The sequence below is a fragment of the Paraburkholderia phenoliruptrix genome, from assembly GCF_047325075.1.
In the GTDB taxonomy this organism is placed as follows: Bacteria; Pseudomonadota; Gammaproteobacteria; order Burkholderiales; family Burkholderiaceae; genus Paraburkholderia; species Paraburkholderia phenoliruptrix.
In genome coordinates, this window is record NZ_CP168531.1 from 1488006 (window position 1) to 1514040 (window position 26035).

20 protein-coding genes and 4 tRNA genes are annotated in these 26035 nt (G+C 64.3%); 15 read left to right on the forward strand and 9 right to left on the reverse strand.

The window, feature by feature from the left end:
* Positions 1-71 precede the first annotated feature (71 nt).
* From pgsA to ACEN8U_RS18945, 6 genes are all read left to right on the forward strand, one after another.
* The gene (gene pgsA / locus ACEN8U_RS18920) at positions 72-665 is read left to right on the forward strand and encodes a CDP-diacylglycerol--glycerol-3-phosphate 3-phosphatidyltransferase (RefSeq protein ID WP_013589141.1); all 594 of its coding nucleotides are present in this window, start codon (positions 72-74) and stop codon (positions 663-665) included.
* Between the two features lie 247 nt (positions 666-912).
* Positions 913-988: transfer RNA gene (locus tag ACEN8U_RS18925), tRNA-Gly, on the forward strand.
* Between the two features lie 75 nt (positions 989-1063).
* Positions 1064-1139: transfer RNA gene (locus ACEN8U_RS18930), tRNA-Gly, on the forward strand.
* Between the two features lie 98 nt (positions 1140-1237).
* A tRNA-Cys gene (locus ACEN8U_RS18935) sits at positions 1238-1311 on the forward strand.
* A gap of 166 nt (positions 1312-1477) precedes the next feature.
* Positions 1478-2236 (forward strand): TraB/GumN family protein, encoded by a 759-nt coding sequence (locus ACEN8U_RS18940; RefSeq protein ID WP_041745620.1) that lies wholly within the window; start codon positions 1478-1480, stop codon positions 2234-2236.
* Positions 2237-2574: 338 nt separating this feature from the next.
* Positions 2575-3099 carry a GNAT family N-acetyltransferase gene (locus ACEN8U_RS18945; protein WP_015003381.1) on the forward strand — a complete coding sequence of 175 codons (525 nt, stop codon included), beginning with the start codon at positions 2575-2577 and terminating at the stop codon, positions 3097-3099.
* A gap of 72 nt (positions 3100-3171) precedes the next feature.
* Here the strand turns inward: ACEN8U_RS18945 and ACEN8U_RS18950 are convergent, their stop codons facing one another.
* From ACEN8U_RS18950 to ACEN8U_RS18960, 3 genes are read right to left on the reverse strand one after another with little or no spacing between them, the layout of a single operon-like run.
* Positions 3172-4092 carry a cytochrome c oxidase assembly protein gene (locus ACEN8U_RS18950; RefSeq protein WP_015003380.1) on the reverse strand — a complete coding sequence of 307 codons (921 nt, stop codon included), beginning with the start codon at positions 4090-4092 and terminating at the stop codon, positions 3172-3174.
* A 34-nt stretch (positions 4093-4126) separates the two neighbouring features.
* Positions 4127-4609, reverse strand: a complete 483-nt coding sequence (locus ACEN8U_RS18955) for a copper chaperone PCu(A)C (RefSeq protein ID WP_015003379.1) — start codon at positions 4607-4609, stop codon at positions 4127-4129.
* A gap of 9 nt (positions 4610-4618) precedes the next feature.
* Positions 4619-5176 carry an SCO family protein gene (locus ACEN8U_RS18960; RefSeq protein WP_051156790.1) on the reverse strand — a complete coding sequence of 186 codons (558 nt, stop codon included), beginning with the start codon at positions 5174-5176 and terminating at the stop codon, positions 4619-4621.
* A 514-nt stretch (positions 5177-5690) separates the two neighbouring features.
* Between ACEN8U_RS18960 and otsB the strand changes: the two genes are divergently transcribed.
* Both otsB and otsA read left to right on the forward strand, forming a co-directional pair.
* Positions 5691-6440 (forward strand): trehalose-phosphatase, encoded by a 750-nt coding sequence (gene otsB, locus ACEN8U_RS18965; RefSeq protein WP_015003377.1) that lies wholly within the window; start codon positions 5691-5693, stop codon positions 6438-6440.
* 82 nt (positions 6441-6522) lie between these two features.
* Positions 6523-7989: an alpha,alpha-trehalose-phosphate synthase (UDP-forming) gene (gene otsA / locus ACEN8U_RS18970; protein WP_015003376.1), complete on the forward strand. Its 1467-nt coding sequence runs from the start codon at positions 6523-6525 to the stop codon at positions 7987-7989.
* A gap of 115 nt (positions 7990-8104) precedes the next feature.
* Here the strand turns inward: otsA and ACEN8U_RS18975 are convergent, their stop codons facing one another.
* Positions 8105-9976, reverse strand: a complete 1872-nt coding sequence (locus ACEN8U_RS18975; protein ID WP_049799295.1) for an ABC transporter ATP-binding protein — start codon at positions 9974-9976, stop codon at positions 8105-8107.
* 668 nt (positions 9977-10644) lie between these two features.
* Between ACEN8U_RS18975 and ACEN8U_RS18980 the strand changes: the two genes are divergently transcribed.
* The 3 genes from ACEN8U_RS18980 to ACEN8U_RS18990 all read left to right on the forward strand — a co-directional run bounded on the left by ACEN8U_RS18980 (position 10645) and on the right by ACEN8U_RS18990 (position 13454).
* Positions 10645-11709: a glycosyltransferase family 4 protein gene (locus tag ACEN8U_RS18980; RefSeq protein WP_013589132.1), complete on the forward strand. Its 1065-nt coding sequence runs from the start codon at positions 10645-10647 to the stop codon at positions 11707-11709.
* Between the two features lie 280 nt (positions 11710-11989).
* Positions 11990-12844, forward strand: coding sequence for a hypothetical protein (locus ACEN8U_RS18985; RefSeq protein WP_015003373.1), 855 nt, complete (start codon positions 11990-11992; stop codon positions 12842-12844).
* Positions 12845-12989: 145 nt separating this feature from the next.
* Positions 12990-13454, forward strand: a complete 465-nt coding sequence (locus tag ACEN8U_RS18990; protein ID WP_015003372.1) for a DUF2214 family protein — start codon at positions 12990-12992, stop codon at positions 13452-13454.
* Positions 13455-13526: 72 nt separating this feature from the next.
* On the opposite strand, the gene ACEN8U_RS18995 is transcribed toward ACEN8U_RS18990, so the two are convergent.
* The 5 genes from ACEN8U_RS18995 to ACEN8U_RS19015 all read right to left on the reverse strand — a co-directional run bounded on the left by ACEN8U_RS18995 (position 13527) and on the right by ACEN8U_RS19015 (position 18195).
* Positions 13527-15404, reverse strand: coding sequence for an ABC transporter ATP-binding protein (locus ACEN8U_RS18995; protein ID WP_015003371.1), 1878 nt, complete (start codon positions 15402-15404; stop codon positions 13527-13529).
* Positions 15405-15911: 507 nt separating this feature from the next.
* Positions 15912-15986: transfer RNA gene (locus ACEN8U_RS19000), tRNA-Val, on the reverse strand.
* 48 nt (positions 15987-16034) lie between these two features.
* Positions 16035-16769: a DNA polymerase III subunit epsilon gene (dnaQ, locus tag ACEN8U_RS19005; RefSeq protein WP_013589128.1), complete on the reverse strand. Its 735-nt coding sequence runs from the start codon at positions 16767-16769 to the stop codon at positions 16035-16037.
* A gap of 110 nt (positions 16770-16879) precedes the next feature.
* On the reverse strand, positions 16880-17326 hold the full coding sequence (rnhA, locus tag ACEN8U_RS19010; protein ID WP_013589127.1) for a ribonuclease HI: 447 nt from the start codon (positions 17324-17326) through the stop codon (positions 16880-16882).
* The gene (locus tag ACEN8U_RS19015; RefSeq protein WP_041745618.1) at positions 17323-18195 is read right to left on the reverse strand and encodes a class I SAM-dependent methyltransferase; all 873 of its coding nucleotides are present in this window, start codon (positions 18193-18195) and stop codon (positions 17323-17325) included. Before ACEN8U_RS19015 ends, rnhA begins: the two co-directional genes overlap by 4 nt.
* An 18-nt stretch (positions 18196-18213) precedes the next feature.
* Here ACEN8U_RS19015 and gloB point away from each other — a divergent pair, with 18 nt between their 5' ends.
* The 4 genes from gloB to carB all read left to right on the forward strand — a co-directional run bounded on the left by gloB (position 18214) and on the right by carB (position 26022).
* Complete coding sequence (gene gloB, locus ACEN8U_RS19020; RefSeq protein WP_015003369.1) at positions 18214-19005, forward strand: hydroxyacylglutathione hydrolase; 792 nt, start codon at positions 18214-18216, stop codon at positions 19003-19005.
* Positions 19006-19161: 156 nt separating this feature from the next.
* Complete coding sequence (locus ACEN8U_RS19025) at positions 19162-20832, forward strand: transglycosylase SLT domain-containing protein (RefSeq protein WP_041746342.1); 1671 nt, start codon at positions 19162-19164, stop codon at positions 20830-20832.
* Between the two features lie 610 nt (positions 20833-21442).
* Positions 21443-22612, forward strand: a complete 1170-nt coding sequence (carA, locus tag ACEN8U_RS19030; RefSeq protein ID WP_013589123.1) for a glutamine-hydrolyzing carbamoyl-phosphate synthase small subunit — start codon at positions 21443-21445, stop codon at positions 22610-22612.
* Between the two features lie 155 nt (positions 22613-22767).
* Entirely contained in the window at positions 22768-26022 is a 3255-nt protein-coding gene (gene carB / locus ACEN8U_RS19035) for a carbamoyl-phosphate synthase large subunit (RefSeq protein ID WP_310106981.1), read from the forward strand.
* Positions 26023-26035: the final 13 nt, after the last annotated feature.

The following is a 26035-nucleotide window of genomic DNA, read 5'->3' on the forward strand; positions in this document are numbered from 1 at the left end:
GCCGCTTTGCTTGTGGCAGGCACGGTGACACGGCACAATTGCATCTCTCCTGTCAGACGCTGCGCCTGCCCATGCCGTTCAACTTCCCGATTTTCCTGACCTGGCTGCGGATCGTTCTGATTCCGCTCGTCGTCGGCGTGTTCTATTTGCCCGACATGATGATGAGCCCGGCGCACCGCAATCTCGCGGCGGCGACCATCTTCGTGCTGGCCGCGCTGACAGACTGGTTCGACGGCTACCTGGCTCGCAAGTGGAATCAGACCTCGGCGTTCGGCGCGTTTCTCGATCCGGTCGCCGACAAGCTGATGGTGACAGCCGCGTTGCTCGTGCTCGTGCAGCTCGCGCGCATCGACTCGGCAATTGCGCTCGTGATCGTCGGACGCGAGATCGCCATTTCGGCGCTGCGCGAATGGATGGCGCAGATCGGGGCGTCAAAGAGCGTCGCCGTGAACTCGCTCGGCAAATTCAAGACGGCTTGCCAGATGGTGGCGATTCCCATGCTGCTGTTCAACGGTCCCTTGTCGTTCGGCGGCGGCGTGGCCATCGACACGCGCACGTGGGGCCTGTGGCTCATCTATCTCGCGGCATTCCTGACCATCTGGTCGATGCTCTATTACATGAAGCTCGCGTGGCCGCAAATCCGCGAACGGGGCGGGGTGGTCTGAGTTCCCGCGTTGTCCCGGCTATGTCGTATGGCGGCGAGAGGCAGCCACAAGTGGCGAGAAGCACGACGAAAAGCGCGACGATAAGCGCGGCGATAAGCAGCGACAAGCGGCAAGCCCGTGAGTGAAATCTGTTCAGTTAAAGAGATTAGCAAAGGGGGTTGACACGTTTCAGTCGTTTCTCCATAATCTCGTTTCTCCGATGCACGCAGTTCTGAGCGTCGGTGGCAGTAGAAGAAAGCAGTGCAATGCGGGAGTAGCTCAGTTGGTAGAGCGCAACCTTGCCAAGGTTGAGGTCGCGAGTTCGAGCCTCGTCTCCCGCTCCAGATTTTTGAAGCAGCGCGTTGTTCAGTAAGTAGTGTGGCGAAGTCAAAGTGCAAGGCGTTGCGAAGCAGTGCAATGCGGGAGTAGCTCAGTTGGTAGAGCGCAACCTTGCCAAGGTTGAGGTCGCGAGTTCGAGCCTCGTCTCCCGCTCCATACATCAGGGGAAGCAACGCTTCCCTTTTTGTTTGGTGGGCTGACGGTTGTCCACGAGACAAATCAGCGAATCTGCAGCTAGGTTCCAATCCGCTTGCGGCGCGATAGCAAAGCGGTTATGCAGCGGCCTGCAAAGCCGTTTAGGCCGGTTCGACTCCGGCTCGCGCCTCCAGTAGTTGAAGTGCAGAAAAGCCCCGACCTGTCGGGGCTTTTCTTTTTCTGCGCTCGGCGCCGGCTTGAACGCGTGTGCAGTGCGAGGCCTCCAACGCCAGCGGCACCACGCCGACGACATGGCGCACAATGCGGCTTTGCTCTTCGCCCTTCGCCATCCGACACGCATGTATCTGCACATTCCCGGCACGACAGTGCGCCTGCTTGGCTCGATGCATCTCTTTCCCGCTGCGAGCCGCCGAACGCCGCCCTGGGTCGACGAAGCCTATGACTGGGCCGAAACGCTGGTATTCGAATCCGATCCGCCGACCATCCTGCCGTTCCTGAAAGCCGGGTCCGCCGGCGGCGTGCCACGCCTGCACGCGCTTCTTTCCGCCGACGCGTGGACGCAGTTGCAAGCCGCATGGCCGACTGAAGGCCCGCTGGCGCCGCTCGCCGATCTCAGGCCGTGGGCCGCGCTGATCGTCGCGCCGACGCTTTTTCAGCAGCTCGTCGAGGGCGTCGAACCGCGCATGCTGCGGTGGGCGCTTGCGCATGGGAAACCTTTCGAGTATCTGGAGACGGCGGGCGAAGTCGCCGACGCGCTCGAGTCGATTCCGCCCGATGTCGTCGCCGCCGCGCTCGCAGCGCTGATGAAGGACGTCGGCGAGCCGCAGCGCACGCTCGAGCGCATCTACGCGGCGTGGCTCGAGGGCGATCTCGCGGCCGTGCATCGCATCGCCGTCGAATCGCCGATGTTCGCCTTGCCCGAGATCCGGCGCGCGATTCTGGATACGCGCAATCGCCTGTGGGCTGAGCGCGTGAAAAATCTGTTCCCGCGAGCGCAGCGCACGCTGGTGGTGATGGGCGCGCTGCATCTGTGTGGACCGGGGAATCTCGTCGAATGTCTCGCGCGGCCTGTGCAACCGGTGTTCGAAAGCGAGTAGGGCGGAAGCTGCGGGAGTGACTGCATGACGAAACGGCGCGACGAAGCGGCGCCAGAAAGCGGCGCGACAAAGCAGCGCCAGAAAGCGGCGCAACGAAGCTGGGCCACAACGCTGCCCGACAAAACTGTGCAACGAAGCTGTGCAACAAAGCGGCGCGAACCAGCGGCGACCTTGCCGAGACGCGTAAAATCACACGGTTTCCTGAATAACCGAAGCACCATCCGGATGCTGCGCGCCGCATCATGGCGTCGTCGCCGTGAGCCATGAGCGTTGGCTCGTTGCCTCGCCCTTATCGCGCTGTTGCTTGCAACGGCGCGACTCAAAAAGAAAATCCTCTCATGACTGAACCGCAGCAAACCGCCGCCGCGCGCCTCGCGGCACTCGAATGGCGCTGGAAAGCGTTCGACGAACTGACGAGCGCCGAGGTCTACGCCATGCTCGCCGCGCGCAGCGCAGTCTTCGTGATCGAGCAGAACTGCCTGTATGGCGATATCGACGGACTCGACCTCGACGCGTGGCATCTGCTCGCGTTCGGCGCCCCCGCCGGTGAGTGCGCGCGAGCCGCGGCGCTCACGACGCGGCCGCCGCTTGCCGGCTATCTGCGCGTGCTTTTGCCCGACGCCGACGACGCCGATATCCGCATCGGCCGGGTGCTGACGACCGCGGACTTTCGCGGCATCGGCCTCGGCAACGCGATGCTGGAGCGCGCGATCGCGCACATTCGCACGCAGTGGCCCGGCACGCCGGTTCGCCTGCATGCACAGGCGCATCTGCAACGTTTCTACGGCGCATTCGGTTTCGAGCCAGTCTCGGAGATTCACGAAGAAGACGGCATTCCGCACGTCTGGATGCGTTCGGCATAAAGCGGCTCACGGCTTCGGCCGCGGCATCGACGCCGCTTCAAGCGCCGCGCGAGTCGCACATCATTGGGCGCATCAGCCGCGGCTCGTGTCGGTTGACGAGGCGGTTCTCGCGGCGAGTGCATTCGTTGCGCGGTTGGCGTCGGCCCGCGCAGCTCCCCGCGCCATCGCGCGGCGCTCACCGCGCAGGCGACCGCGGGCGGACAAGCGCATCCAGTGACGCAGCGCGATGAGCGCGCCGATCACGCTCATCATCGAACCGGGAATCCACAGCAGCAGCCCGCCGATCTGTTGATCGCGCATCGGGCTCAGCCATGTGAACGCGCGGCCGCAGATCGAGTAGATCGGATACAGCTCGTGCGGCGTGAAGAAGATAAACGCGCCAAGGACGATCTGCGGCGGAACCGCGGCGATGACCACCAGCACGCGCTTGCCGGGCGATAAACGGGCGGGCGGCGCGGGCCGGGGATCGAGCACGAGCCACCAGAACAGCAGGCCGTCGATCACCATGCTCCAGTTCATCACGCGGTAAAGCCGCCAGTCGAGCATCGCGACAAAATGGATGGGCGACATCAGCCAGAAGTAGACGAGCCCGACGAACAGCACCACCGCGACGACCGGATGCATGACGACATCGAGCAGCTTGCGCACGGCCGGCGTGGCCAGAACGGGCCGCACGAAGCGTTGCCGCCAGCTGAACGGAATGCCCGCGCGCAAGGCGGCGCCGGGATACGACAGCGCGATAAAAAACGGTCCAAGGTGATGCAGCACGAGATGCTGCGCGCGATGCATGAAGAACTCGTGCTCGAAGAAATAATCGAGCCTCGTATGCAACGCCACGTACAAGGCCACGAGCCCGAACCAGAAGGCAATGCGCCGCGCCATCGATACCTTTGCCCGGCCCGCGCCGCGCACGAACAATAGGGCGGGCACAAGCAGCGCGAGCACAACCGTCGGCGAAAATTCCCAGGGATCGAGCCAGTAGAGCAGGTTCATTGCTGCGGACAGTGGGACAGTGGCACAGTCGGGCTTACTTGGTCTGCGCCGGCGACTTCACGGCGAATGGCGTGTCGAGCGTGGCGCCGTCGGAGAACTTCAGTTTCAGGTGCACCGTGTCGCCCGGCGCGATCTTGTGCTTCGCATCTTCGAGCATGACGTGATAGCCGCCGGGCGCGATCGCCACCTGGCCGTGCGCCGGCACCGTGAGCTTGTCGACCATCACCATTTTCTGCGACGAACCGTTCGACACCGTTTGATGCAGCATCGCGTCGCCGTAATCGCTGCTCGAAATGTCGACGAGGTCGACCGGCTTGTCGCCGGCATTCACGAGCGTCACGTAGCCGGCCGCCGGCAGGTTGTTCGGCAGCCAGCGCACCCACGCGTTTTTGGCGGTGATCGCCTGCGCGCCGGCCGCGTTGACGTTGCTCGCGAAGGCAAGCGAGAGGGCAAGGGCGCCGGCCAATGCGCCCGCACGCGCGGACAGAGTTCGGACGTGGTTCGTGATAAAAGTCATGGTCAATGGTCAGGAGCGTTGATCGACGATGCGGCGCAGGTCTTCTGCAATGGCATCGGGCGTGTCGTTGTCGGTCGCGAGCAGGCGCGCGCGGCCTTGTGCGTCGAAAACGTAGACGGCGGAACTATGGGTGACTTCGTAATTGCCGTTGGGGTCGCGTTTTTCCATCTGATACGCAACCCGGTAGCGCTTTGCGAGCGACTCGATTTGCCAGTCGGTGCCGGTCAGTCCCTCGGCATGCTTCGAGTCGAATGCGCCGACATAGTCGTGTAACGCCTGCGGCGTGTCGCGCGCGGGGTCGACGGTGATGAAGAGAATGCGCACCTTTTGCGCGTCGGGGCCCAGTTTGGCGAGCACCTCCATCAGCCGTCCCATGGTTTCGGGACAGACGTCGGGGCAATGCGTGTAGCCGAAATAGACGAGCGACGCGCGGCCCCGGAACGAAGCGCCCGTGACGGGACGGCCGTCGTCGCCTGTCAGCGAGAAATCGAGGTCCGGCAAATGGCCGCTCACATTGGTCAAATGCCAGGGGGGCCCGGCATTCGTGCAGCCCGCCAGCGCGACCATGGCGGCGAGCGCGCCCGCCCTGACCGCCGGCGCCAGCCGGCGCGTCGTTCCGGCGCGGCGCGATGCCGCCCGGTCAGGTTGCAGCCGTCGCAGTGAGAGGGTCGGGAACAAAGCAGGTATCCATGACTCGATTGAAGAGCGGCACTTGCCGCCGCGTGTGCGCTCCGACGCCGTCAAGGCGCGCGCCTCGCGAAGCGTGCGGTTCGCGATAGTGAACAAAAATCGTCGTAACGCCAAAGTCTCGTGTGGCTGCGACTGTATCGCAAATTGACGGAGGGCGTCGCTCACAGCCCACGGGAGCGCGGTTTGCGAGGCAATTTGACGCACGTGGCTGAAAGCCGGCTGAAGCCGGATCGTTTCCGTTTTGAACGCAATGCGGGCGAGCGCGCTCTGATCGGGCGCCGCCGCCGCGCCTTCGCGCTGTCGGCGCGGCTTCGTTTCTCGAAAAATTGGTGGATGCGCGGTAAGATGCGCACACTTTTCCGGCTGCACAGGCCGAAAGGCAAATTGACCGATGCACGCACTTCCAGCTTTCCTGTCTCCGAGCGAGACCGCGTTTTTCTTCGATTTCGACGGCACGCTCGTCGAGCTCGCGCCTACGCCCGACGGCGTGCAGGTGCAGCCCCGCGTGATCGACCTGCTGAGCGAACTGCGCCGCCTGACGAACGGGGCGGTCGCGGTGGTGTCGGGCCGCGGCATCGACAGCATCGACAGCTTTCTCGGCATGCCCGATTTGCCGATTGCCGGTCTGCACGGCGCCGAGCGGCGCGACGCGAATGGCGACACGCAACGCATCGGCTTTCACGACGAGCGGCTTCTGCGTATGGAGCAGGTGCTTGCCGACGTGGTCAACGCCAACCCCGGCATGCTGCTCGAAATCAAGGGCGCGGCGCTCGCGCTGCACTATCGCAACGCGCCGGACCGCGAGCCGGCGGCGCGCGAGGCGACCCAGCGGCTCGTCGCGGACTACCCGAGCTCATATGTGCTGCAGCCGGGCAAGATGGTCTACGAGATCAAGCCGAAAGATGTCGACAAAGGCCGCGCGCTGCGCGCGTTCCTCGACGAGCCGCCGTTTGTCGGACGCAAGGCGGTGTTTGCCGGCGACGACCTGACCGACGAAAAAGGCTTTGCGGTCGTCAACGAGCGCGACGGGCTGTCCATCAAGGTCGGCGCGGGCGAGACCACGGCGCGCACGCGCATCGACTCCGTGAGCGCGCTGCTCGACTGGCTGCAGACAGTGGTCGCGGCCGCGCGTGGCGCATGACGCTTGCTTCGCCCGCGCCGCAACGCTTACAACGCGCACGACATAGCGCGACAACGACGCATTACATCGGGGACAGCGCTTCATGAGCCGACTGATTATCGTTTCGAACCGGGTTGCGCCGATCTCGGAGGGCGGCCCGGCAGCGGGCGGTCTCGCGGTCGGCGTATATGACGCGCTGAAGGAAACCGGCGGCATGTGGTTCGGCTGGAGCGGCGAAGTGCTGAGTTCCGGCCAGCCGCAGATCAAGGTCGAAGAGCGCGGCCCCGTGACCTTCGCGACCATTGCGCTGATGCGCCGCGACTACGACCAGTACTATCGCGGCTTCTCGAACGCGACGCTGTGGCCGGCTTTCCACTATCGGGCCGATCTGCTGCATTACGACCGGCACGATTTCGCCGGCTATTGCCGCGTGAATGCGTGGCTCGCGCAGCAACTGGTGCCGCTGTTGCGCGACGACGACGTGATCTGGGTCCACGACTATCACCTGATTCCGTTCGCCGAGGCACTGCGCGCGGCGGGCGTAAAGAATCGCATCGGCTTTTTCCTGCATATTCCGTTTCCGGCGTCGCAAGTGCTGCTCGCCGTGCCGCCGCATCGCGAGCTCGTGGAAGCTCTGTGTTCGTTCGATCTGCTCGGCTTTCAGACGGCACCGGATCTGCGCGCGTTTTGCGACTACATCGTCAACGAGGCGAACGGTACGGTCGAGGCATCCGCCGCCGGCCCGCTCGCCATTCGCGCGTTTGGCCGTACATTGCGCGCCGCGGCGTATCCGATCGGCGTGTATCCGGACGAAATCGCCGAACTCGCGAAAGCGGGCGAACGCGGCAAGCCCGTGCGCACGATGAAAGCGACGCTGCATTCGCGCAAGCTGATCATGAGCGTGGACCGCCTCGATTATTCGAAGGGACTCGTCGAGCGTTTTCGCGCGTTCGAGCGTCTGCTGGAACACGCCACCGCGCAGCGCAACAAGGTGTCGTTCCTGCAGATCGCGCCGCCCACGCGCGCGGACATGCACGCCTATCAGGACATCCGCCTGCAGCTGGAAGGGGAGTCGGGCCGCATCAACGGACGCTTCGCGGAGCTGGACTGGACGCCGATCCTCTACATCCACAAGCAATATGAGCGCTCCGTGCTCGCCGCGCTGTTTCGCACCGCGCACGTCGGCTACGTGACGCCGTTGCGCGACGGCATGAACCTCGTCGCCAAGGAGTACGTGTCGGCACAGGACCCGGAGAATCCCGGCGTGCTCGTGCTGTCGCGCTTTGCCGGCGCTGCGCAGGAGCTCGACGGCGCGCTGATCGTCAATCCGGTCGACATCGACGGAATGGCCGATGCGCTCGCGACGGCGCTGGACATGCCGCTCGCGGAGCGCCAGGCGCGTCACCGCGGCATGATGGCGCAATTGCGGGAGAACAATGTGTCGGTCTGGCGCGACAACTTCATGCGCGATCTGCAGAGCACCGATGGTGCAACGCGCACCGCCGGCGCGCGCTCGCGCGCCCGCGTGGGGAAGAAAAGCGCGCGCGAGGTTCTGGCAAGCGAGGGCTAGCCGCCTTCGTGCGCGGCGCAGCTGAAAAGAAAAAGCCGCTCGACAGCGGCTTTTTTCGTTGGCGATCCCCGCGCGTTGCTGACGCGCTCCTCGCTTGGGTGCGACGCGCGGCCGCTCAGATCACATGCTGTTCGTCGACCTTCTTGCCGCCGATGTGCAGCGTCGTGCCCTTGCCGTATTGCTTGGACAGCAGGTCGCGGTAGAGGCCGGGGCGTTGGCGCAGTTCTTCGGGGCTGCCGTCGTCGATCACCTTGCCGGCGCTCATCACGATGATGCGGTCGAAGTTATGCAGTGTGGACAGGCGGTGCGCGATCGCGATCACCGTGCGGCCCACCATCAGCCGGTCCAGCGCCTTCTGGATGGCTTCTTCCGAGGCGCTGTCGAGTGCCGAGGTGGCTTCGTCGAGCAGCAGGATCGGCGCGTTCTTCAGGATGGCGCGTGCAATCGCAATGCGCTGGCGCTGGCCGCCGGAGAGCTTCACGCCGCGGTCGCCGACAATCGTGTCGAAGCCTTCCGGCATCGCCTCGATAAAGTCCGTGCAGCGCGCCTCGCGCGCCGCGGCCAGCACTTCTTCGCGGCTCGCTTCGGGACGGCCATACGCAATGTTCTCGTACACCGTGCGATGGAACAGCGAAATGTCCTGCGGCACCAGCGCGATCGCGTGGCGCAGGCTGTCCTGCGTGATGGTCGCGATGTCCTGGCCGTCGATCCTGATGGCGCCGCCTTGCGTCTCATAGAAACGCTGGAGCAGGGCGAGCACGGTCGACTTGCCCGCGCCCGACTTGCCGATGAGCCCGACCCGCTGGCCCGGTTCGATGTGCAGGTCGAAATGATCGAGGATCGGCCGGCGGCGCGGATAGGCGAACGTCACGCCTTCGAAGTCGACGCGCCCGCCTTGCGGCACGAGTTCGGTCGCACCGTCGCGATCGGGCATGCCGTGCGGCTCGAGCAGCGTGCGCACGGCTTCCGCGAGACGCGCGACGTGCTGGGTCACGTCCACCAGCGCGACCGCCAGATCGCGCGTGCCGTGCAGAATCGTGAAGCCGAGCGAGCTGACGAGCACGATATCGCCCGAGGTCGCCTTGCCTTGATCCCACAGCACCAGCGCCCAGCCGAGCAGGCCCGCCGAGAGCAGCGCCGTGATGACCGCGTGCAGCAGGCGCAGCTTCTCCAGATAGAGCAGACTCTGCTGACGCGCGTCCATTTCCGCCTTGACCGTCGCGCCGAACCGCTGTTGCTCGCGAAAGGTCATGCCGAACGCGCGCACGAGGCCCATGTTGCTGATCACGTCGACGAGTTCGCCGTCCACCGACGCCGCCTTGGTCGCGAAATGGTGATGGCGCACCGAGCCGCGGCCGGCGAGCTTGTAGAGCACCACCGACAGAATGGCCGAGCACAGCATCAGGCCGCCCGCCATCAGCGGGTTCACCGCGATGATCATGAAAATCGCGCCGAGCACGGCGATGCACGGCGGCAGCACGTTCCAGGCCGTGGTGTTCTCGGCCGTGTAGACCGCGTTCGAGGTCGCGGTGATCCGGCTTGCCAGCATGCCCGGCTGCTTTTCGGCGTAGTAGGTCGGCGAATGGCCGCTCAGGTATTGGAACAGGTCGCGCCGCAGGTCGCCGGTCACGGCCACGAACGTGTGCGCCGCCACCCAGCCGCCGACCCGCCACAGCAGGTTGTCCGCTGCGATCAGCCCGACGAGGATCGCGAACGCGCCCCACAGCGGCCCCGGATGATGCCGGCCGGTGCCGAGCACATCGATAAGATGCTTGATCGCGTACTGCGAAGCGAGCGCACAGCCCACGGCCGCTATCACGCTGCACAGCACGGTCGCATGAGCGAGCGGATGGCGGCGGATAAAGCGGAAAAGGAACGCAAGCGGCCTGTGCGCATAGCTCGCGAGCTTTGCGTTCTGGGCGTTGCGCTGGGCGATGGTCAGATGTTCCAATTGAGCGAGAGGTCGGTGGGGTTCGGGGGTGTGCATGCAAGGCATGGGCCACGCGAAAAGTTCCGCGGCGAAGCCAATGCTTCGCATTGTAAACATGCAACGGCGATTGCGCCCTGTGTATCCGGGCTTTTGGCGCGATTGATGTCGCGATGGACGTCCGCGATCTACCTCTAGCTCGACCGGTGGCGGCCGCAGGGGTTCACGCGGATTGCGGAATTTTTCGGGATATAATTACAAATTGCATTCAGCCGGGCTGCTGGAGTCTTTTCAACGGGTGCCGGCAAGCCTCATGCACGAACTTACAAAACGCCGCCGGCGAGCCTGTACGAGGCGGCCGCGCCAGCCAGTGGTTACTGTAGAACTGTCTTGCAAAACAAGGGTTTGCAAAGTGTATCCCCCTTGTAACAACGTAAAGACTTTGAAATGCTGTGGCGCAGCGTAAGTTCCGGCATTGATAATGCATGCGCTGTAAGCCCTGCCGAAATTTCTGACAGTTTGTCAACGTCGGGCACGCCTGTGCGTTTACCGCACAGGCATGGACGGTGATCATCGTCCGGGCTATTTAGACTGAAGCGATCTATCGCAGGATATCTCGAGAGAATCAGGCCTGTGCCGGCGTGTCCGGCCGACTGCCCTGGCGAGCAAGCGAGTCGCTTTTACCAAACGCAGTACTTTTGCCGGTTTTTTACGAGGAGTTCTCCATTATGCGAATCGCTCAAATCGCTCCGTTGCACGAGGCGGTTCCTCCCAAGCTGTACGGTGGTACGGAACGTGTGGTGTCCTATCTGACCGAAGCGCTGGTCGAGCAGGGCCACGACGTCACGCTCTTTGCGAGCGGCGATTCGCAAACCTCGGCAAAGCTGGAAGCGTTCTGGCCGCAAGCGCTGCGCCTCGACCCCACCATCCGCGACGTGATGGCGCCGCACATGCTGCTGCTCGAAGAAGTGCGCCGCCGCGCGGACGAGTTCGACGTGCTGCACTTCCACATCGACTATTACCCGTTTTCGCTGTTCGCACGCCAGCCGGTGCCGTTCCTGACCACGCTGCACGGACGTCTGGACCTGCCGGAACTGCAACCGATCTTCAACACGTTCAAGGACGTGCCGGTCGTGTCGATCTCGGACAACCAGCGCATTCCGCTGCCGCAGGCCAACTGGCTGCAGACCGTCTATCACGGCCTGCCGGAAGACGTGCTCAAGCCGATCCCGAATGTCGAGCCGGGCTACCTCGCTTTCCTCGGCCGCGTTTCGCCGGAGAAGGGCCTCGACCGCGCGATCCGCATCGCCGGCCAGGCAGGCATGAAGCTCAAGGTCGCGGCGAAGATCGACAAGGCCGACCGCGCGTACTACGAAGAAGTGATCAAGCCGCTGATGGCGCTGCCGCACGTCGAGTACATCGGCGAAATCGGCGAAGCCGAAAAGCGTGAGTTCCTCGGCAACGCGCATGCGCTGGTGTTCCCGATCGACTGGCCGGAGCCGTTCGGCCTCGTCATGATCGAGGCGATGGCGTGCGGCACGCCGGTGATCGCGTTCAATCGCGGTTCGGTGCCGGAAGTGATCGAGAACGGCGTGTCGGGTTTCGTCGTGGAAGACGAAATCAGCGCGGTCGCCGCGGTGAAGCGCCTGCATGCACTGCCGCGCGCGAAGGTGCGCGAGGCGTTCGAGGCGCGCTTCTCGTCGAAGGTGATGGCGCGCAACTACGTCGCCACGTATGAAGAGCTGCTGCGTCAGAAGCACCGCACCGTGCTGCGCGAAGTGAATGCGAACTAAGCGCGAACCAAGCGCAAAGTAAGCGTGCGAGACCGGAAACGACCGGTCGCAGCCAACAGGTTCGGCGGATAAAGTGCCCTTTGGGCGCTTCGCCGGCCGCCCGCAACGCCCCGCGTGCAAGCCGCTCGCGGGGCGTTGTTGCATCGGCGCCGCGTTTTTTCGCTTTCTGCGATGCAAACTGAGTGTTTCGCGGCCCCCGCAGCGAGCCGAGATTCGTAATATCCCTATAATGGCCGTGCCGCAAATTTGGCTGCGGCGCCGCCGACGACAGGAGGATGCCTTGGCGAGAACGAAAGAGACGCGTGCGAATGCCGCGCCCGGCGCCGGAACGATTTTCGCGTTGCGCGCCATCGGTCTCGTGCTCCTCGCCCGCTGGCTGTTTTCGATGTCGGAGATGAATCTGACGACATCGCTGTCGGCCATGGCGTCGTCGCCGTGGGCATGCATCAACCTCGTCTTCCTGTTTCTGCTGATCTTTTTGCCCGGCGCGCGCGCGGTTGCCGAGCGGCCGTTCCATCCGTTGCCGCAGTGGCTGCGGCAAACGCTGCGTCTCTTCGCCTTCCTCGGGTTGGTGTTCGCCATCTGGATCGTCAGTGCGTTCGCGGTCAGTGCCGGCTGGCGCCGCGCCGCGCAAACAGTGGCGGCGACGAACGGCTGGCTGCTGGCCGCGCCCGCGCTCTATGCGGCGGTTCTGTGGATCTGCCGGCCGCGCGCGCTGTGGCGCACGAACATTGCCGCGCGCCGTTTTGCAATCGGGCGCTATGCGGTCTCGCTCGATCCGCTGACGCGGACCGTGAGCGTGTGGGCCGAGCGTCGCAAGGTGGGGCAGTACGACGCCCGCGAGCTCTCGGTGCGTTGGGCGGACGCTCCAGGCACGCGGTCTGCGGCGCCGCCCACGCCGATGGTCGCGCTCCATGCCGCGGGCGACACGCTCGCCACGGCCGCGGCGCCGCGCTCGACCGGTGCGCCGTCGCTTGCCCGCGCCGCATTCGGGCGGCGTCCGAAGATCGAGTTGCTGTGGGATTCGCCGGCCGCAGCAGGTCACAACCGGCAGACGGTATTTCGCGCCGCGCTGACGACCGAAGGCGACCGCGTGGCGGCGCGCGCGCTCGACAGCACCTTGCGGCAAGCGTGAGCGCTGTGTGCAGTCGGTCACATGCTGCGACTGACGAGCGCGTTGTAAAGTAAGCCCTGGCCGATAATGAAATGAAGATGCCGCCCGCGCCGGATGGCGGGCGAGTGATAACAATCCATGTGCCGTGTCGTTTGCAGGAGTCGCTATGCTGGTTCGCTGGTTACTTGCCGCTCTTCATCTGCTCGCCTATGGCTTTGCGCTTGCGTCGATCTTGCGGCGCACGTGGTCGCTGCGCCGCGCGGCGGTGCCGGCCGCGCTACGCTCGGTGTTCCGCGCCGACACGCGCTGGGGGCTGTCCGCGGCGGTGCTGGTCGCGACCGGACTGCTGCGGCTTTTCGGTCCTTACGAAAAGGGCGCCGACTACTATGTCCACGAGCCGCTCTTTCACGTGAAGATGGCGCTGCTCGTCATCATCATCGTGCTGGAAGTGCCGTCGATGCTGGCCTTGATGCGCTGGCGCGCGTCGATCCGCAAGGGCGAGGCGCCGGATCTGCACCACGCGCGGCGTTATGCGCACCTGAGTGTGATTCAGACCGTCTTGCTGGTGCTGATGGTGTTCGCGGCGACGGGCATGGCGCGCGGCATCGGTTTGCCTTCCGGCGTGGTGTGACCGGCGGCGCGTCCGCGCAAAGCGCTTGCGGCGATAAACGCTTGCGCCCGACGCGTGCCCTCGTTGCCGTTCTTACTTTCCGACCAGCAAGCTCGAATCGTCGATTGCGGCGCTGCGCATGCGCCGCGTTTCGTGCGCGAGCGGCGCTTCGCCGAGGCCCTTGATCAATTCCAGCGCCTGGCGTTCGAAAAGCCGCCGGTACACGCCGTTTTCGAGGCCGATCAGCGTTTCGTGCGTGCCTTCCTCGATCACCTTGCCCTTGTCGAGCACGAGCAGGCGGTCGAGCGCGCGCACCGTCGACAGCCGGTGCGCCACGACGAGCGTCGTGCGGCCCACCATCAGCCGTTCCATAGCCTGCTGGATCAGGACTTCGCTTTCGCTGTCGAGGCTCGACGTGGCTTCGTCGAGGATCAGGATGCGGGCGTCCGCGAGAAACGCCCGCGCGATCGCCACCCGCTGACGCTCGCCGCCCGAGAGCTTGATGCCGCGCTCGCCGACCAGCGTGTCGTAACCGTGCGGCAGGGCGCTGATGAACTCGTGCGCATTGGCGAGCCGCGCGGCTCGCTCGATGTCGGCGCGGCTCGCGTCGGGACGCGCATACGCGATGTTCTCGGCGAGCGAGCGGTGAAACAGCACCGGCTCCTGCTGCACGATGGCAATCTGGCTGCGCAGCGACGCCTGCTTCACCTGGGCGATGTCCTGACCGTCGATCGTGATGCGGCCTTCCGACACGTCGTAGAGACGCTGGATCAGCTTGATAAAGGTCGTTTTGCCCGAACCCGAATGGCCGACCAGCCCCACGCGTTCGCCCGGCGCAATGCGCACGGAGAAGTCGCGATAGAGCGGGGTGGCGTTCGCGCCGTAGTGAAACGTGACGTACTCGAAGCGGATCTCGCCTTTGCCGATCGCAATGGCACCGGCGCCGGGCCGATCTTCTATGCCGAGCGGCTGCCGCTCGAGCGACACCAGTTCCTCCATGTCGTTGACCGAGCGCTGCAGGTTGCGGATATGCATGCCGACCTCGCGCAGATAGCCTTGCAGCATGAAGAACATCGTCAAGGCAAAGGTGATGTCGCCCACGCTCGCCTCGCCGCGCAGCCACAGCACCAGCGCGGTGCCGAGAATGGCAGTCTGGATCGCCACCAGCATCGCGCCCTGCACGCCGCCGTTGATCGTGCCGCGGGTCCACGTGCGGCGCGTGCGCTCGCGCCACTTGCCGATCACGCGCGCAAGCAGCAGCTCTTCGCGCACTTCCGCGCCGAAGGCCTTGACCACGCCGTTGCAGCTCACTGCGTCCGCGAGCGCGCCGCCCATGCGCGTATCCCACGCATTGGCGAGGCGCGCGGCGGGCGCCACGTAGCCGAGCGACAGCGCGACCGTCACGGCGATGTAGACCAGCGAGCCGACGCCGACCACCGCGCCCATCATCGGCCAGCGCCAGCCGAGCAGGAGCGTCGCGCCCACCAGCATGATCAGCGACGGAAAGAGCGCGATCAGCAGCGTGTCGTTCAGCAGGTCGAGCGCCCACATGCCGCGCGTGATCTTGCGTACCGTCGAGCCGGCGAAGCTGTTCGCATGCCAGTCGGTCGAAAACCGTTGCACGCGATGAAACGCGTTGGCGGCGATCTCGCTCATCATCTTGAGCGTCAGCTTGATGATGTTGAAGTACATACCCTGGCGCAGCAGAGTCGCGCCGAGTCCCAGCGCGCCGAGCACGCCGAACGCCGTGATGGCCGCGTGCCAGGCGCTGCCGCGCGCGGCCGGGCCGGACGCGATGGCGTCGACGAGACGGCCGGCGAACATCGGCGTGAGCACGTCCGCCACGGCGGAGAGCATGACGAGCGCGGCAATGACGACGATCCGCCACGGCTGTTGCGCCCAGTGATGGAAAGTGAAGCCGAGGACATCCTTGAAGGCCTGCCCGCGAAAGTCGAGTTTTTTTCCGGTCATGTGTGACAACCCGGGTGCGCGTGACGCAGCGGGGTTCCAGTCAAAAGCAGAATGAAGAGACAGTCGACCGTGCCGTTGAACGGCAATGCGGCGGCGGGCGATAGGCCTGCGTACCGAGCTCTGGACTGACTGTCTGGAATTGCGTGGAGCGCCTTGTCGGGCTGCTCCGGGAAGGGCAACGGCTTACTGACGGATCAGCGACCGCGAGCCACGAGAGAGCGACGAAGTAACGCGTCGCGGGACTATGTCAGGGACAGCCATATGCACTGCGAACATGTGACGCCTCCCTGTAGTCGATGAGGTGGAGAAGTAGACGGAGCGAATGCCCGAGAACCGACTATATCAGCACGGCTGACTGCCGCAAACGACGAGGTTTCGGTGTTGACCGCACTTGCGCTTGCAGAGCCAGAGCACACAAAGCAAAAAAGACAAAACGGCACAACGGAAAAAGGGCTTACGCATTGCTGCGTAAGCCCTTTGTCTTCGGTGATCGACACACCAAGAATCTGGTGGGTAGTACTGGGATCGAACCAGTGACCCCTGCCGTGTGAAGGCAGTGCTCTACCGCTGAGCTAACCACCCGAAGAGATTGAGATTATGTCAGGGATTTCCTGGCTCGTCCAGCACTTTTTAAGCGGCCTGCTCATCCGACACGGGCGCAGGTTCCAGACGCCACACGCTCGTGCCTTTGATCGCCTTGTCGAGGCCGTCGAGCACCGCCTGATGCGCGGCCAGTTCCTCGTCGCTGGCTGCGATCACCACCAGGTCGAGCGAGTCCAGCGCGACGCGCGGCGCATGCGCTTCGCCACCGGCATGCGATTCCCCCAGCATGTCGATGACGAGGCTTTCCTGGCCGCGCGTCATCGCGAGATACACCTCGGCGAGCAGCTCCGAGTCGAGCAGCGCGCCGTGCAGCGTGCGGTGCGCATTGCTGATGCCGAAGCGATCGCACAGCGCGTCGAGCGAATTGCGCTTGCCGGGGAACATCTGCTTGGCGCGCGCGAGCGTGTCGATGATCTCGCCGCAATGCGTGCTCACGGGCGGCAGGCCGAGCAGCGCGAATTCGGCATCCAGGAAGCCGATGTCGAACGGCGCGTTGTGAATGATGAGGTCCGCGCCCTGAATGAAATCGCGAAACTCGTCGGCTATTTCCGCAAACTTCGGCTTGTCGCTGAGAAACTCGGTGGTCAGGCCGTGGACCGCCAGCGCGCCCGGATCGCTGTCGCGCTCCGGATTGATATAGAAGTGCAGGTTGTTGCCGGTGAGGCGGCGGTTCACCAGTTCGACGCAGCCGACTTCGATGATGCGGTCGCCCGTGCGCGCATTGAGGCCGGTCGTTTCAGTATCGAGAATGAGTTGACGCATGTCGGATTAGCTTTGCCTGAAAAGTTGCAGCCGGAAATCAGCACAGAAAAATGCCGCCGAAGACGCAGTACACGGCGCAGAGAAAAGAGCGCAGGTGAAGCGCCCTGGCGTCACAGTTCCGCGAGCGACGCCACGCCGCGGTTGGCGAGCTGGTCGGCGCGCTCGTTTTCCGGGTGGCCATTGTGCCCGCGCACCCAGCGCCATTGCACTTCATGCTGGGCGACGAGCGCGTCGAGCCGCTTCCACAAATCCGCATTTTTCACCGGCTGCTTCGCGGCCGTGACCCAGCCTTTCTTCTTCCAGCCGTGAATCCATTCGCTGATGCCTTTCTGCACATACTGCGAGTCGGTGTGCACGACGACCTGACACGGGCGCTTCAATGCTTCGAGCGCGGAGATCACGCCCATCAGCTCCATGCGGTTGTTGGTCGTATTCGCTTCGCCGCCGAACAGCTCTTTTTCCTGATCGCCGAAGCGCAAAAGGGCGCCCCAGCCGCCGGGGCCCGGGTTGCCCTTGCAGGCGCCGTCGGTATAAATGTCGATGATGTTCGCTGTCATTGAGTGTGGTTGCGTGTGTTCGGTGTGGCGGCGGGCGCGAGGCCGGCGGCGAGGACGGGTTTTTTGACCTTCAGCGGCCCGACGAGGCGCATGCCGCGCACGCGCTTGATCGCCTTGATCATGTAGGTCGCGCCGAAGATCGGCCACCAGCGGTCGCCGGCGGCTTCCATGAAACCGTAGCGCGAGAGCCACTGGTCGCTGTCGAGCGGCGGACGATAGCAGCCGAAGCGCCCGCGTTCAAGATCGAAGCCGAGCAGCTTGATCCAGTCTTTCAGGCGCGTGAAGGCGATCAGGTCGACGGCGGCGGGCACGAACGGCCGCCCGGTCATCTTGCCGACCGATTGCCGGGCGCCCCATAGCGACAGCGAGTTGAAGCCGAGAATGATCAACTGACCCTCCGGCATCAGCACGCGCTCGGCCTCGCGCAGCAGGCGGTGCGGATCGCTCGTGAATTCGAGCGTATGCGGCATCACGAGCAGATCGACGCTTTGGGCTTCGAAAGGCAAATCCAGCAAGTCGCACCAGACGGCGCTGCGCCCGCCGGGCGCGGGCAGCGGCGCGTAGCCGCCGGGCGCCGGCCCCGCGTACATGCCGTTGCCCGCTCCGTTCCCGCCATGGCCGCCGTGCGGGCCTGCGCGCGGAAAACTGTAGGGTGCGCTCGCGCCGCTGGCGGCGTCGAGCACCAGCCCGCGGCAGGGCATGCGGTTTTCGCGCAAGGCGTCGAGCTGCGGCAGGCCGAGCTGCAGGGCGTGGTAGCCGAACACGTCGGAGACCACCCGGTCGAGCTGGGTTTGTTCCCACTCGAGCACGTAGCGGCCAGGCGGCGAATCCGTCCAGGCGGGCCAGTCTATAATCGCTCGGTCAGTCATATCAAAAATGCGTCGCCTATGAATGCGCTCGAGTACGTACCGGTCCCGGCGTTTGAAGACAATTACATCTGGGTCGTTTCCGACGGGCACCATGCGGTCGTCGTCGATCCGGGCGAAGCCGCTCCTGTTCGCGCCTATCTGGCCAAACGCGGGTGGCGGCTGAGCGCTATTTTACTCACGCACCATCATCAAGACCACGTCGGCGGGGTGGCCGATCTGCTGAAAGGCCAGGCCGTTCCCGTCTACGGGCCCGCCGGCGAAGCGATCGAGCATGTCACGCAACGTCTCAAAAACGGCGATCGGGTGACGATTGCGAAGCCCGCACTGGAATTCAGCGTGCTCGACGTGCCGGGGCACACGAGCGGCCACATTGCGTATTTCCAGGCCGCGGATCGCGGCGGCACGCCTCACGTGTTTTGCGGCGACACGCTTTTCGCCTGCGGATGCGGGCGGCTCTTCGAAGGCACGCCGGCCCAGATGCTCGCGTCGCTCGACGCGCTTGCCGCGCTGCCCGGCGCGACGCAGGTTCACTGCGCGCACGAATACACGCTCTCCAATATACGATTCGCGCTCGCCTGCGAGCCGGGCAACGTCGAGCTGCAGGCCTGGCGCGACAAGGCGAGCGAGCTGCGGGCGCGCAATCAGCCGACTTTGCCGACCACCATTGCCCATGAGCGCGCGGTGAATCCTTTCCTGCGCTCTGACAGTCCCGCCGTCCACGCAACGCTGCAAGAGCAGTTGCACGAGAAAATTTCCGACCGGCTGACGGCGTTCACCTTGATGCGCGAATGGAAGAACCGCTTCAGGTGACCGGGTCGGCGTCGGGGTTTTCCTCAAGCGAAGAATCGGAAGAATTCGCCAAGCCCTAGATTTGCTTGATTTTTTTGTCAATTTCCGATTGACGTAGACGTTGCGGTTTCGTACTATCGGCTGCAAATTCCAGCCCTTGTGGAAGCCGAGACGTTCATGAGATTTATCTTTAGTGCGTTGCTGGTCCTGACGCTCGCCGCCTGCGCGAGCCAGGGACCAACAACGGTCAGCCCCACCACCGCAACAAATCCCGCCAGCCAGCAAGACGTAGCCGACGCACTTCGCAAGACAGCCACCGCCAAGCAAACTATCAACGTCGACCAGGGCTCCGTCACGCAGCTGACGAGCGCGGACGCCGATCTGTGGGGCCGGATTCGCCGCGGTTTCCAGATGCCCGACTTGCAGACCGACCTCGTCGACATGCAGGTCAACTGGTACGCGCAGCGCCCCGACTACGTGCAGCGCATGACCGAGCGCTCGCAGAAGTACCTGTATCACATCGTCGAGGAGCTCGAGGCGCGCCATATGCCGACTGAGCTCGCGTTGCTGCCGTTCATCGAGTCGGCGTACAGCCCGCAGGCGTTGTCGGTGGCGAAGGCGGCCGGCATGTGGCAGTTCATGCCGGGCACCGGCCGCACTTACAACCTCAAGCAGAACATGTGGCAGGACGAGCGCCGCGACGTGCTGGCGTCCACCAGCGCCGCGCTCGACTATCTGTCCCGCCTGCACGACATGTTCGGCGACTGGCAGCTCGCGCTCGCCGCCTACAACTGGGGTGAGGGCAACGTGCAGCGCGCCATCGCGCGCAATGAAGCGGCGGGCTTGCCCACCGACTACCTGAGCTTGCGCATGCCGAACGAAACGCGCAACTATGTGCCGAAGCTGCAGGCGGTCAAGAACATCGTGATGAACCCGCAAATGTACGGGCTCACGCTGCCGTCCATTCCGAATCACCCGTATTTCGTGACGGTGACCACGTCGCACGACATCGACGTGGACATGGCCGCCAAACTGGCCAATATGTCGCTCGACGAATTCCGCTCGCTGAATCCGTCGTTCAGGAAGCCGGTCATTCTCGGCGCCACGCAGCCGCAGATTCTCCTGCCGTTCGACAATGCGAGCGCGTTCGAGCGCAACCTGAAAACCTATTCCGGTTCGCTGTCGTCGTGGACCACGTACACGGTCACGGAGCGCTCGGCGCCGGCGGCCATCGCGCAAAAAATCGGCGTCGACGCCGACACGCTGATGGAAGTGAACAAGATTCCGGTCGGCATGCGTCTGAAGCCGGGTTCCACTATCGTCGTGCCGCGCGGTTCGGACGACGACGAGGACATCAGCGCCGACGTCGCAGAAAGCGCTGTGCTCGCGATGGAGCCCGACGTCCCCGACACGCGCAAGATGCTGATCCGGGTGCGCCGCAATCAGTCGATGGCGGCTATCGCGCTGCGTTACGGCGTGTCCGTCGGCCAGTTGAAGGCATGGAACCGCACGCATCGCGACAGCGTGTCGCGCGGCCAGGTGGTGGTGCTGCATGTGCCGGTCGGCAAGGCTGTTCCGAGCGAGCCGGGGCCGGAGCGTATCGCGACCGACGTCGAGGGCGGCGGTGTCCAGAAGATCGGCACGCGCGTCGGCGGCTCGAAGCGCGAATCGCGCGGCGACACCAGGAAGGGCCGGGGCCATTCCGCCGTCGTGACGGTGTCGGAGCCAGTGACGAAGGCCGGTAAAGCGAAAGCGTCCGCGGCGCCTGCCGGCAAGGTGACGAAGGTGTCGGCCTCGACCTCCAGCAAGACAACGAAGAGCGCGGCCAGCACCAAAAAGAGCAAGTAAGCCGGATGTTTGGGTGCGCCGCGGCGGCGGTTGAAGTGCCGGTCCGCGCAGAAGCCTCCGCACTCCCGGATTTTTCGACGCCGTCACCCTGTGGTGACGGCGTTTTTCATTTGGGGCGCACCTAAGCTGTCACCCGGCGGCACGCCGCGCCGCTTGCCGAGCCACGGCGTAAGAACCTGTCGGGCGATTCCCATGAGCCCAAGTGGCGGCTGGGCGCTATCCCGAATCGCCTCTCGCGGATGTGGTCTGCACCAGCGCTAGCCGCCTCCAATAAGGCTTTCGCCGGCTCCGTGCGCGCCTCCACGCGCGCGCCCGGCCATCTCACATTTGGAGAGAAGGGCAGTTTCAGGCTATAATTTCAAGGTTTGAGCTTATCAACCCGCACCCTAGCGCCTACCTCTCCCATACCGTTCATCCGCCGCGCGCCACAGGCGTCGCAAGAAGGGCCCGCACCTTGCCGATCCGTCCACACAATGGACCCATCGCGCCCCTTGCAACGTCAACGGCAGTACGCGAGCGAGTCTGCGCGCGCATCGCACGATGCTGTCCGCTGCGGCTCGCAAACCGGATAGGCAGGTCGGCAACAGGGTGTTCCCCCAAGGAGTCTCCCGTGTTGCCGTCATTTTCTCCCGCTCTGCTCGCGCTCGCCGACGGCACGGTCTTTCGTGGTTATTCGATCGGCGCCCCCGGGCATACCATCGGCGAAGTCGTGTTCAACACGGCTATCACCGGCTATCAGGAAATCCTGACTGACCCGAGCTACGCGCGCCAGATCGTGACCCTCACGTATCCGCATATCGGCAACGTCGGCGTGAACGCCGAAGACGTCGAAGCGACGAAAGTCCATGCCGCCGGGCTGATCATTCGCGACTTGCCGGTCCTCGCGTCGAACTTCCGCATGGAGCGCACGCTCAGCCAGTATCTGCAGGACGAAGGCGTGGTGGCCATCGCCGGCCTCGATACCCGTAAGCTGACCCGCGTTCTGCGCGACAAGGGCGCGCAGAACGGCGCAATCCTTGCCGGTTCCGACGACGAAGCAAAGGCCGTCGAACTCGCGCGCTCGTTTCCGGGCCTCGCGGGCATGGACCTCGCCAAGGTCGTGTCGACGAAGGAACGCTACGAGTGGACGCAGACAGAATGGCGTCTGGGTGAGGGCTACGGCAAGCAGAACGCGCCGAAGTACCGTGTCGTCGCGTTCGACTACGGCGTCAAGTACAACATTCTGCGCATGCTGGCCGAGCGCGGCTGTCACGTCACCGTGCTGCCGGCGCAGGCGAGCGCGGCGGACGCGCTCGCGCTCAACCCGGACGGCATTTTCCTGTCGAACGGGCCGGGCGACCCGGAGCCGTGCGACTACGCGATTCAGGCCACAAAAGAGCTGATCGAGCGCGGCATCCCGACCTTCGGCATCTGTCTCGGCCATCAGATCATGGGTCTCGCGCTCGGCGCGAAAACCGTCAAGATGAAGACGGGTCACCACGGCGCGAACCATCCGGTGAAAGATCTGGAAGATGGCCGCGTGGTCATCACGTCGCAAAACCACGGCTTCGCGGTGGATGCCGCCACGTTGCCCGCCAACGCGCGCGTGACGCACGTGTCGCTCTTCGACGGCACGCTGCAAGGCTTCGCGCTCTCCGACAAACCGGCATTCTGCTTCCAGGGCCACCCGGAAGCGTCGCCGGGTCCGCACGACATCGCGTATCTGTTCGACCGCTTCACCGCGTTGATGGACGCGAAAAAGGCCGGCAAGACCGAGGCCGGCAAGACTGCGGCGGCATAAGCAGGAGCCCGCCGAAGCGCGGCGAGAGGCACAGCGCGCGTCCCGCACAGGCGGCGCGCGTCGACGGAAAGAATGGCAAACAAGTTGCGTGGAACGGGAGTAAGGCGCTGAAGCGCCAACTCCGGTCGACACAGGAATACATTAGCGAGAGCGTTATGCCCAAGCGGACAGACATCAAGAGCATTCTCATTATCGGCGCGGGTCCGATCATCATCGGCCAGGCGTGCGAGTTCGACTACTCGGGCGCGCAGGCTTGCAAGGCGCTGCGTGAGGAAGGCTACAAGGTCATTCTCGTCAACAGCAATCCGGCGACGATCATGACCGACCCGAACACGGCCGACGTCACCTACATCGAGCCGATCACGTGGGAAGTGGTCGAGCGCATCATCGCGAAGGAGCGCCCCGACGCGATTCTGCCGACCATGGGCGGCCAGACGGCGCTGAACTGCGCGCTCGACCTGCACGCGCACGGCGTGCTGGACAAGTACAAGGTCGAGCTGATCGGCGCGTCGCCGGAAGCCATCGACAAGGCGGAAGACCGCCAGAAGTTCAAGGACGCGATGACGAAGATCGGCCTCGGTTCGGCCAAGTCGGGCACCGCGCATTCCATGGAAGAAGCGCTGCAGGTCCACGCGCGCATCGCGGCGGAAACCGGCTCCGGCGGCTACCCGGTCGTGATCCGTCCGTCGTTCACGTTGGGCGGATCGGGCGGCGGCATTGCCTACAACCGCGAAGAGTTCGAGGAAATCTGCAAGCGCGGCCTGGATCTGTCGCCCACGCGCGAGCTGCTGATCGAAGAATCGCTGCTCGGCTGGAAAGAGTATGAGATGGAAGTGGTCCGCGATAAAAAGGACAACTGCATCATCGTCTGCTCGATCGAAAACCTGGACCCGATGGGCATCCACACCGGCGACTCGATCACCGTCGCGCCGGCTCAAACGCTCACCGACAAGGAATATCAGGTGCTGCGTAACGCGTCGCTCGCGGTGCTGCGCGAAATCGGCGTGGACACCGGCGGCTCGAACGTGCAGTTCTCGATCAATCCGAAAGACGGCCGGATGATCGTGATCGAAATGAATCCGCGCGTGTCGCGTTCGTCGGCGCTGGCGTCGAAGGCCACCGGCTTCCCGATCGCCAAGGTCGCCGCCAAGCTGGCCGTCGGCTATACGCTCGACGAGCTGAAGAACGAAATCACCGGCGGCCAGACGCCTGCCTCGTTCGAACCGACTATCGACTACGTCGTCACGAAGATTCCGCGCTTTGCGTTCGAGAAATTCCGCGAAGCCGATTCGCGCCTGACCACGCAGATGAAGTCGGTCGGCGAAGTCATGGCCATCGGCCGCACCTTCCAGGAGTCGTTCCAGAAGGCGCTGCGCGGCCTCGAAGTCGGCGTGGATGGTCTGGACGAAAAGACCACGAATCGCGACGAGATCATTCGCGAGATCGGCGAAGCGGGCCCGGACCGCATCTGGTACGTGGGCGACGCGTTCCGTATCGGCATGACGGCTCAAGAGATTTTCGAAGAGACGTCGATCGACCCGTGGTTCCTCGCGCAGATCGAACAGATCGTGCTGAAGGAAAAGGCGCTGGCGGGCCGTACGCTGGCCAGCCTCTCGAAAGAAGAACTCAAATATCTGAAGCAAAGCGGCTTTTCCGATCGCCGTCTCGCGAAGCTCGTCGGCGCGAAGCCGGCGGACGTGCGTGCACGCCGCATCGAGTTGAACGTGCGCCCGGTGTACAAGCGCGTGGATACCTGCGCGGCGGAATTCGCCACCAAAACCGCGTATATGTACTCGACCTACGAGGAAGAGTGCGAAGCGAATCCGACCAGCAACAAAAAGATCATGGTGCTCGGCGGCGGTCCGAACCGGATCGGCCAGGGCATCGAGTTCGACTACTGCTGCGTGCACGCCGCGCTCGCCATGCGCGAAGACGGCTACGAAACGATCATGGTGAACTGCAACCCTGAAACCGTTTCGACCGACTACGACACGTCCGACCGCCTGTACTTCGAATCGCTCACGCTCGAAGACGTGCTCGAAATCGTCGACAAGGAAAAGCCGATCGGCGTGATCGTGCAATACGGCGGCCAGACGCCGCTGAAGCTCGCGCTCGATCTCGAGGCGAACGGCGTGCCGATCATCGGCACGTCGCCCGACATGATCGACGCGGCAGAAGACCGCGAGCGCTTCCAGAAGCTGCTGCAGGACCTCGGCCTGCGTCAGCCGCCCAACCGCACGGCGCGCACGGAAGACGAAGCGCTCAAGCTCGCCGACGAAATCGGCTATCCGCTTGTCGTGCGTCCGTCGTACGTGCTGGGCGGCCGCGCCATGGAAATCGTCCACGAGCCGCGCGATCTGGAGCGCTACATGCGCGAGGCCGTGAAGGTGTCGAACGATTCGCCGGTGCTGCTCGACCGCTTCCTGAACGACGCGATCGAATGCGACGTGGACTGCATTTCCGACGGCGACGCGGTGTTCATCGGCGGCGTGATGGAGCACATCGAACAGGCGGGCGTGCATTCGGGCGACTCGGCTTGCTCGCTGCCGCCGTACTCGCTGTCGAAGGAGACCGTGGCCGAACTGAAGCGTCAGACTGGCGCAATGGCGAAGGCGCTGAACGTCGTGGGCCTCATGAACGTGCAGTTCGCGATCCAGCAGGTTCCGCAGGCGGACGGTTCGAAAGAAGACATCATCTACGTGCTCGAAGTGAATCCGCGTGCGTCGCGCACGGTGCCGTACGTGTCGAAGGCGACGAGCCTGCCGCTCGCCAAGATCGCCGCGCGCGCCATGGTCGGCCAGAAGCTCGCCCAGCAAGGCGTGACGAAGGAAGTCGAGCCGCCGTATTTCAGCGTGAAGGAAGCGGTGTTCCCGTTCGTCAAGTTCCCGGCGGTCGATCCGGTGCTCGGACCCGAAATGCGTTCCACCGGCGAAGTGATGGGCGTGGGCCGTACGTTCGGCGAGGCGCTCTTCAAGTCGCAACTCGCGGCGGGTTCGCGCCTGCCGGAGTCGGGCACGGTGCTCTTGACCGTGATGGACGCCGACAAGCCGAAGGCCGTCGAAGTCGCGCGCATGCTGCACGAGCTCGGCTATCCGATCGTCGCGACCAAAGGCACGGCTGCCGCGATTCAAGCGGCCGGCGTACCGGTGAAGGTCGTCAACAAGGTGAAGGACGGCCGTCCGCACATTGTCGACATGATCAAGAACGGCGAGATTGCGCTGGTTTTCACGACCGTCGACGAAACCCGTGCCGCCATTGCCGATTCGCGCTCGATCCGCATGAGCGCGCAGGCGAACAAGGTCACGTACTACACGACCATGTCGGGCGCGCGCGCGGCGGTCGAGGGCCTGCGCTACCTGAAGGACCTGGAAGTCTATGATTTACAAGGCTTGCACGCTCGCCTAAACTAAGGCTTCGAATACC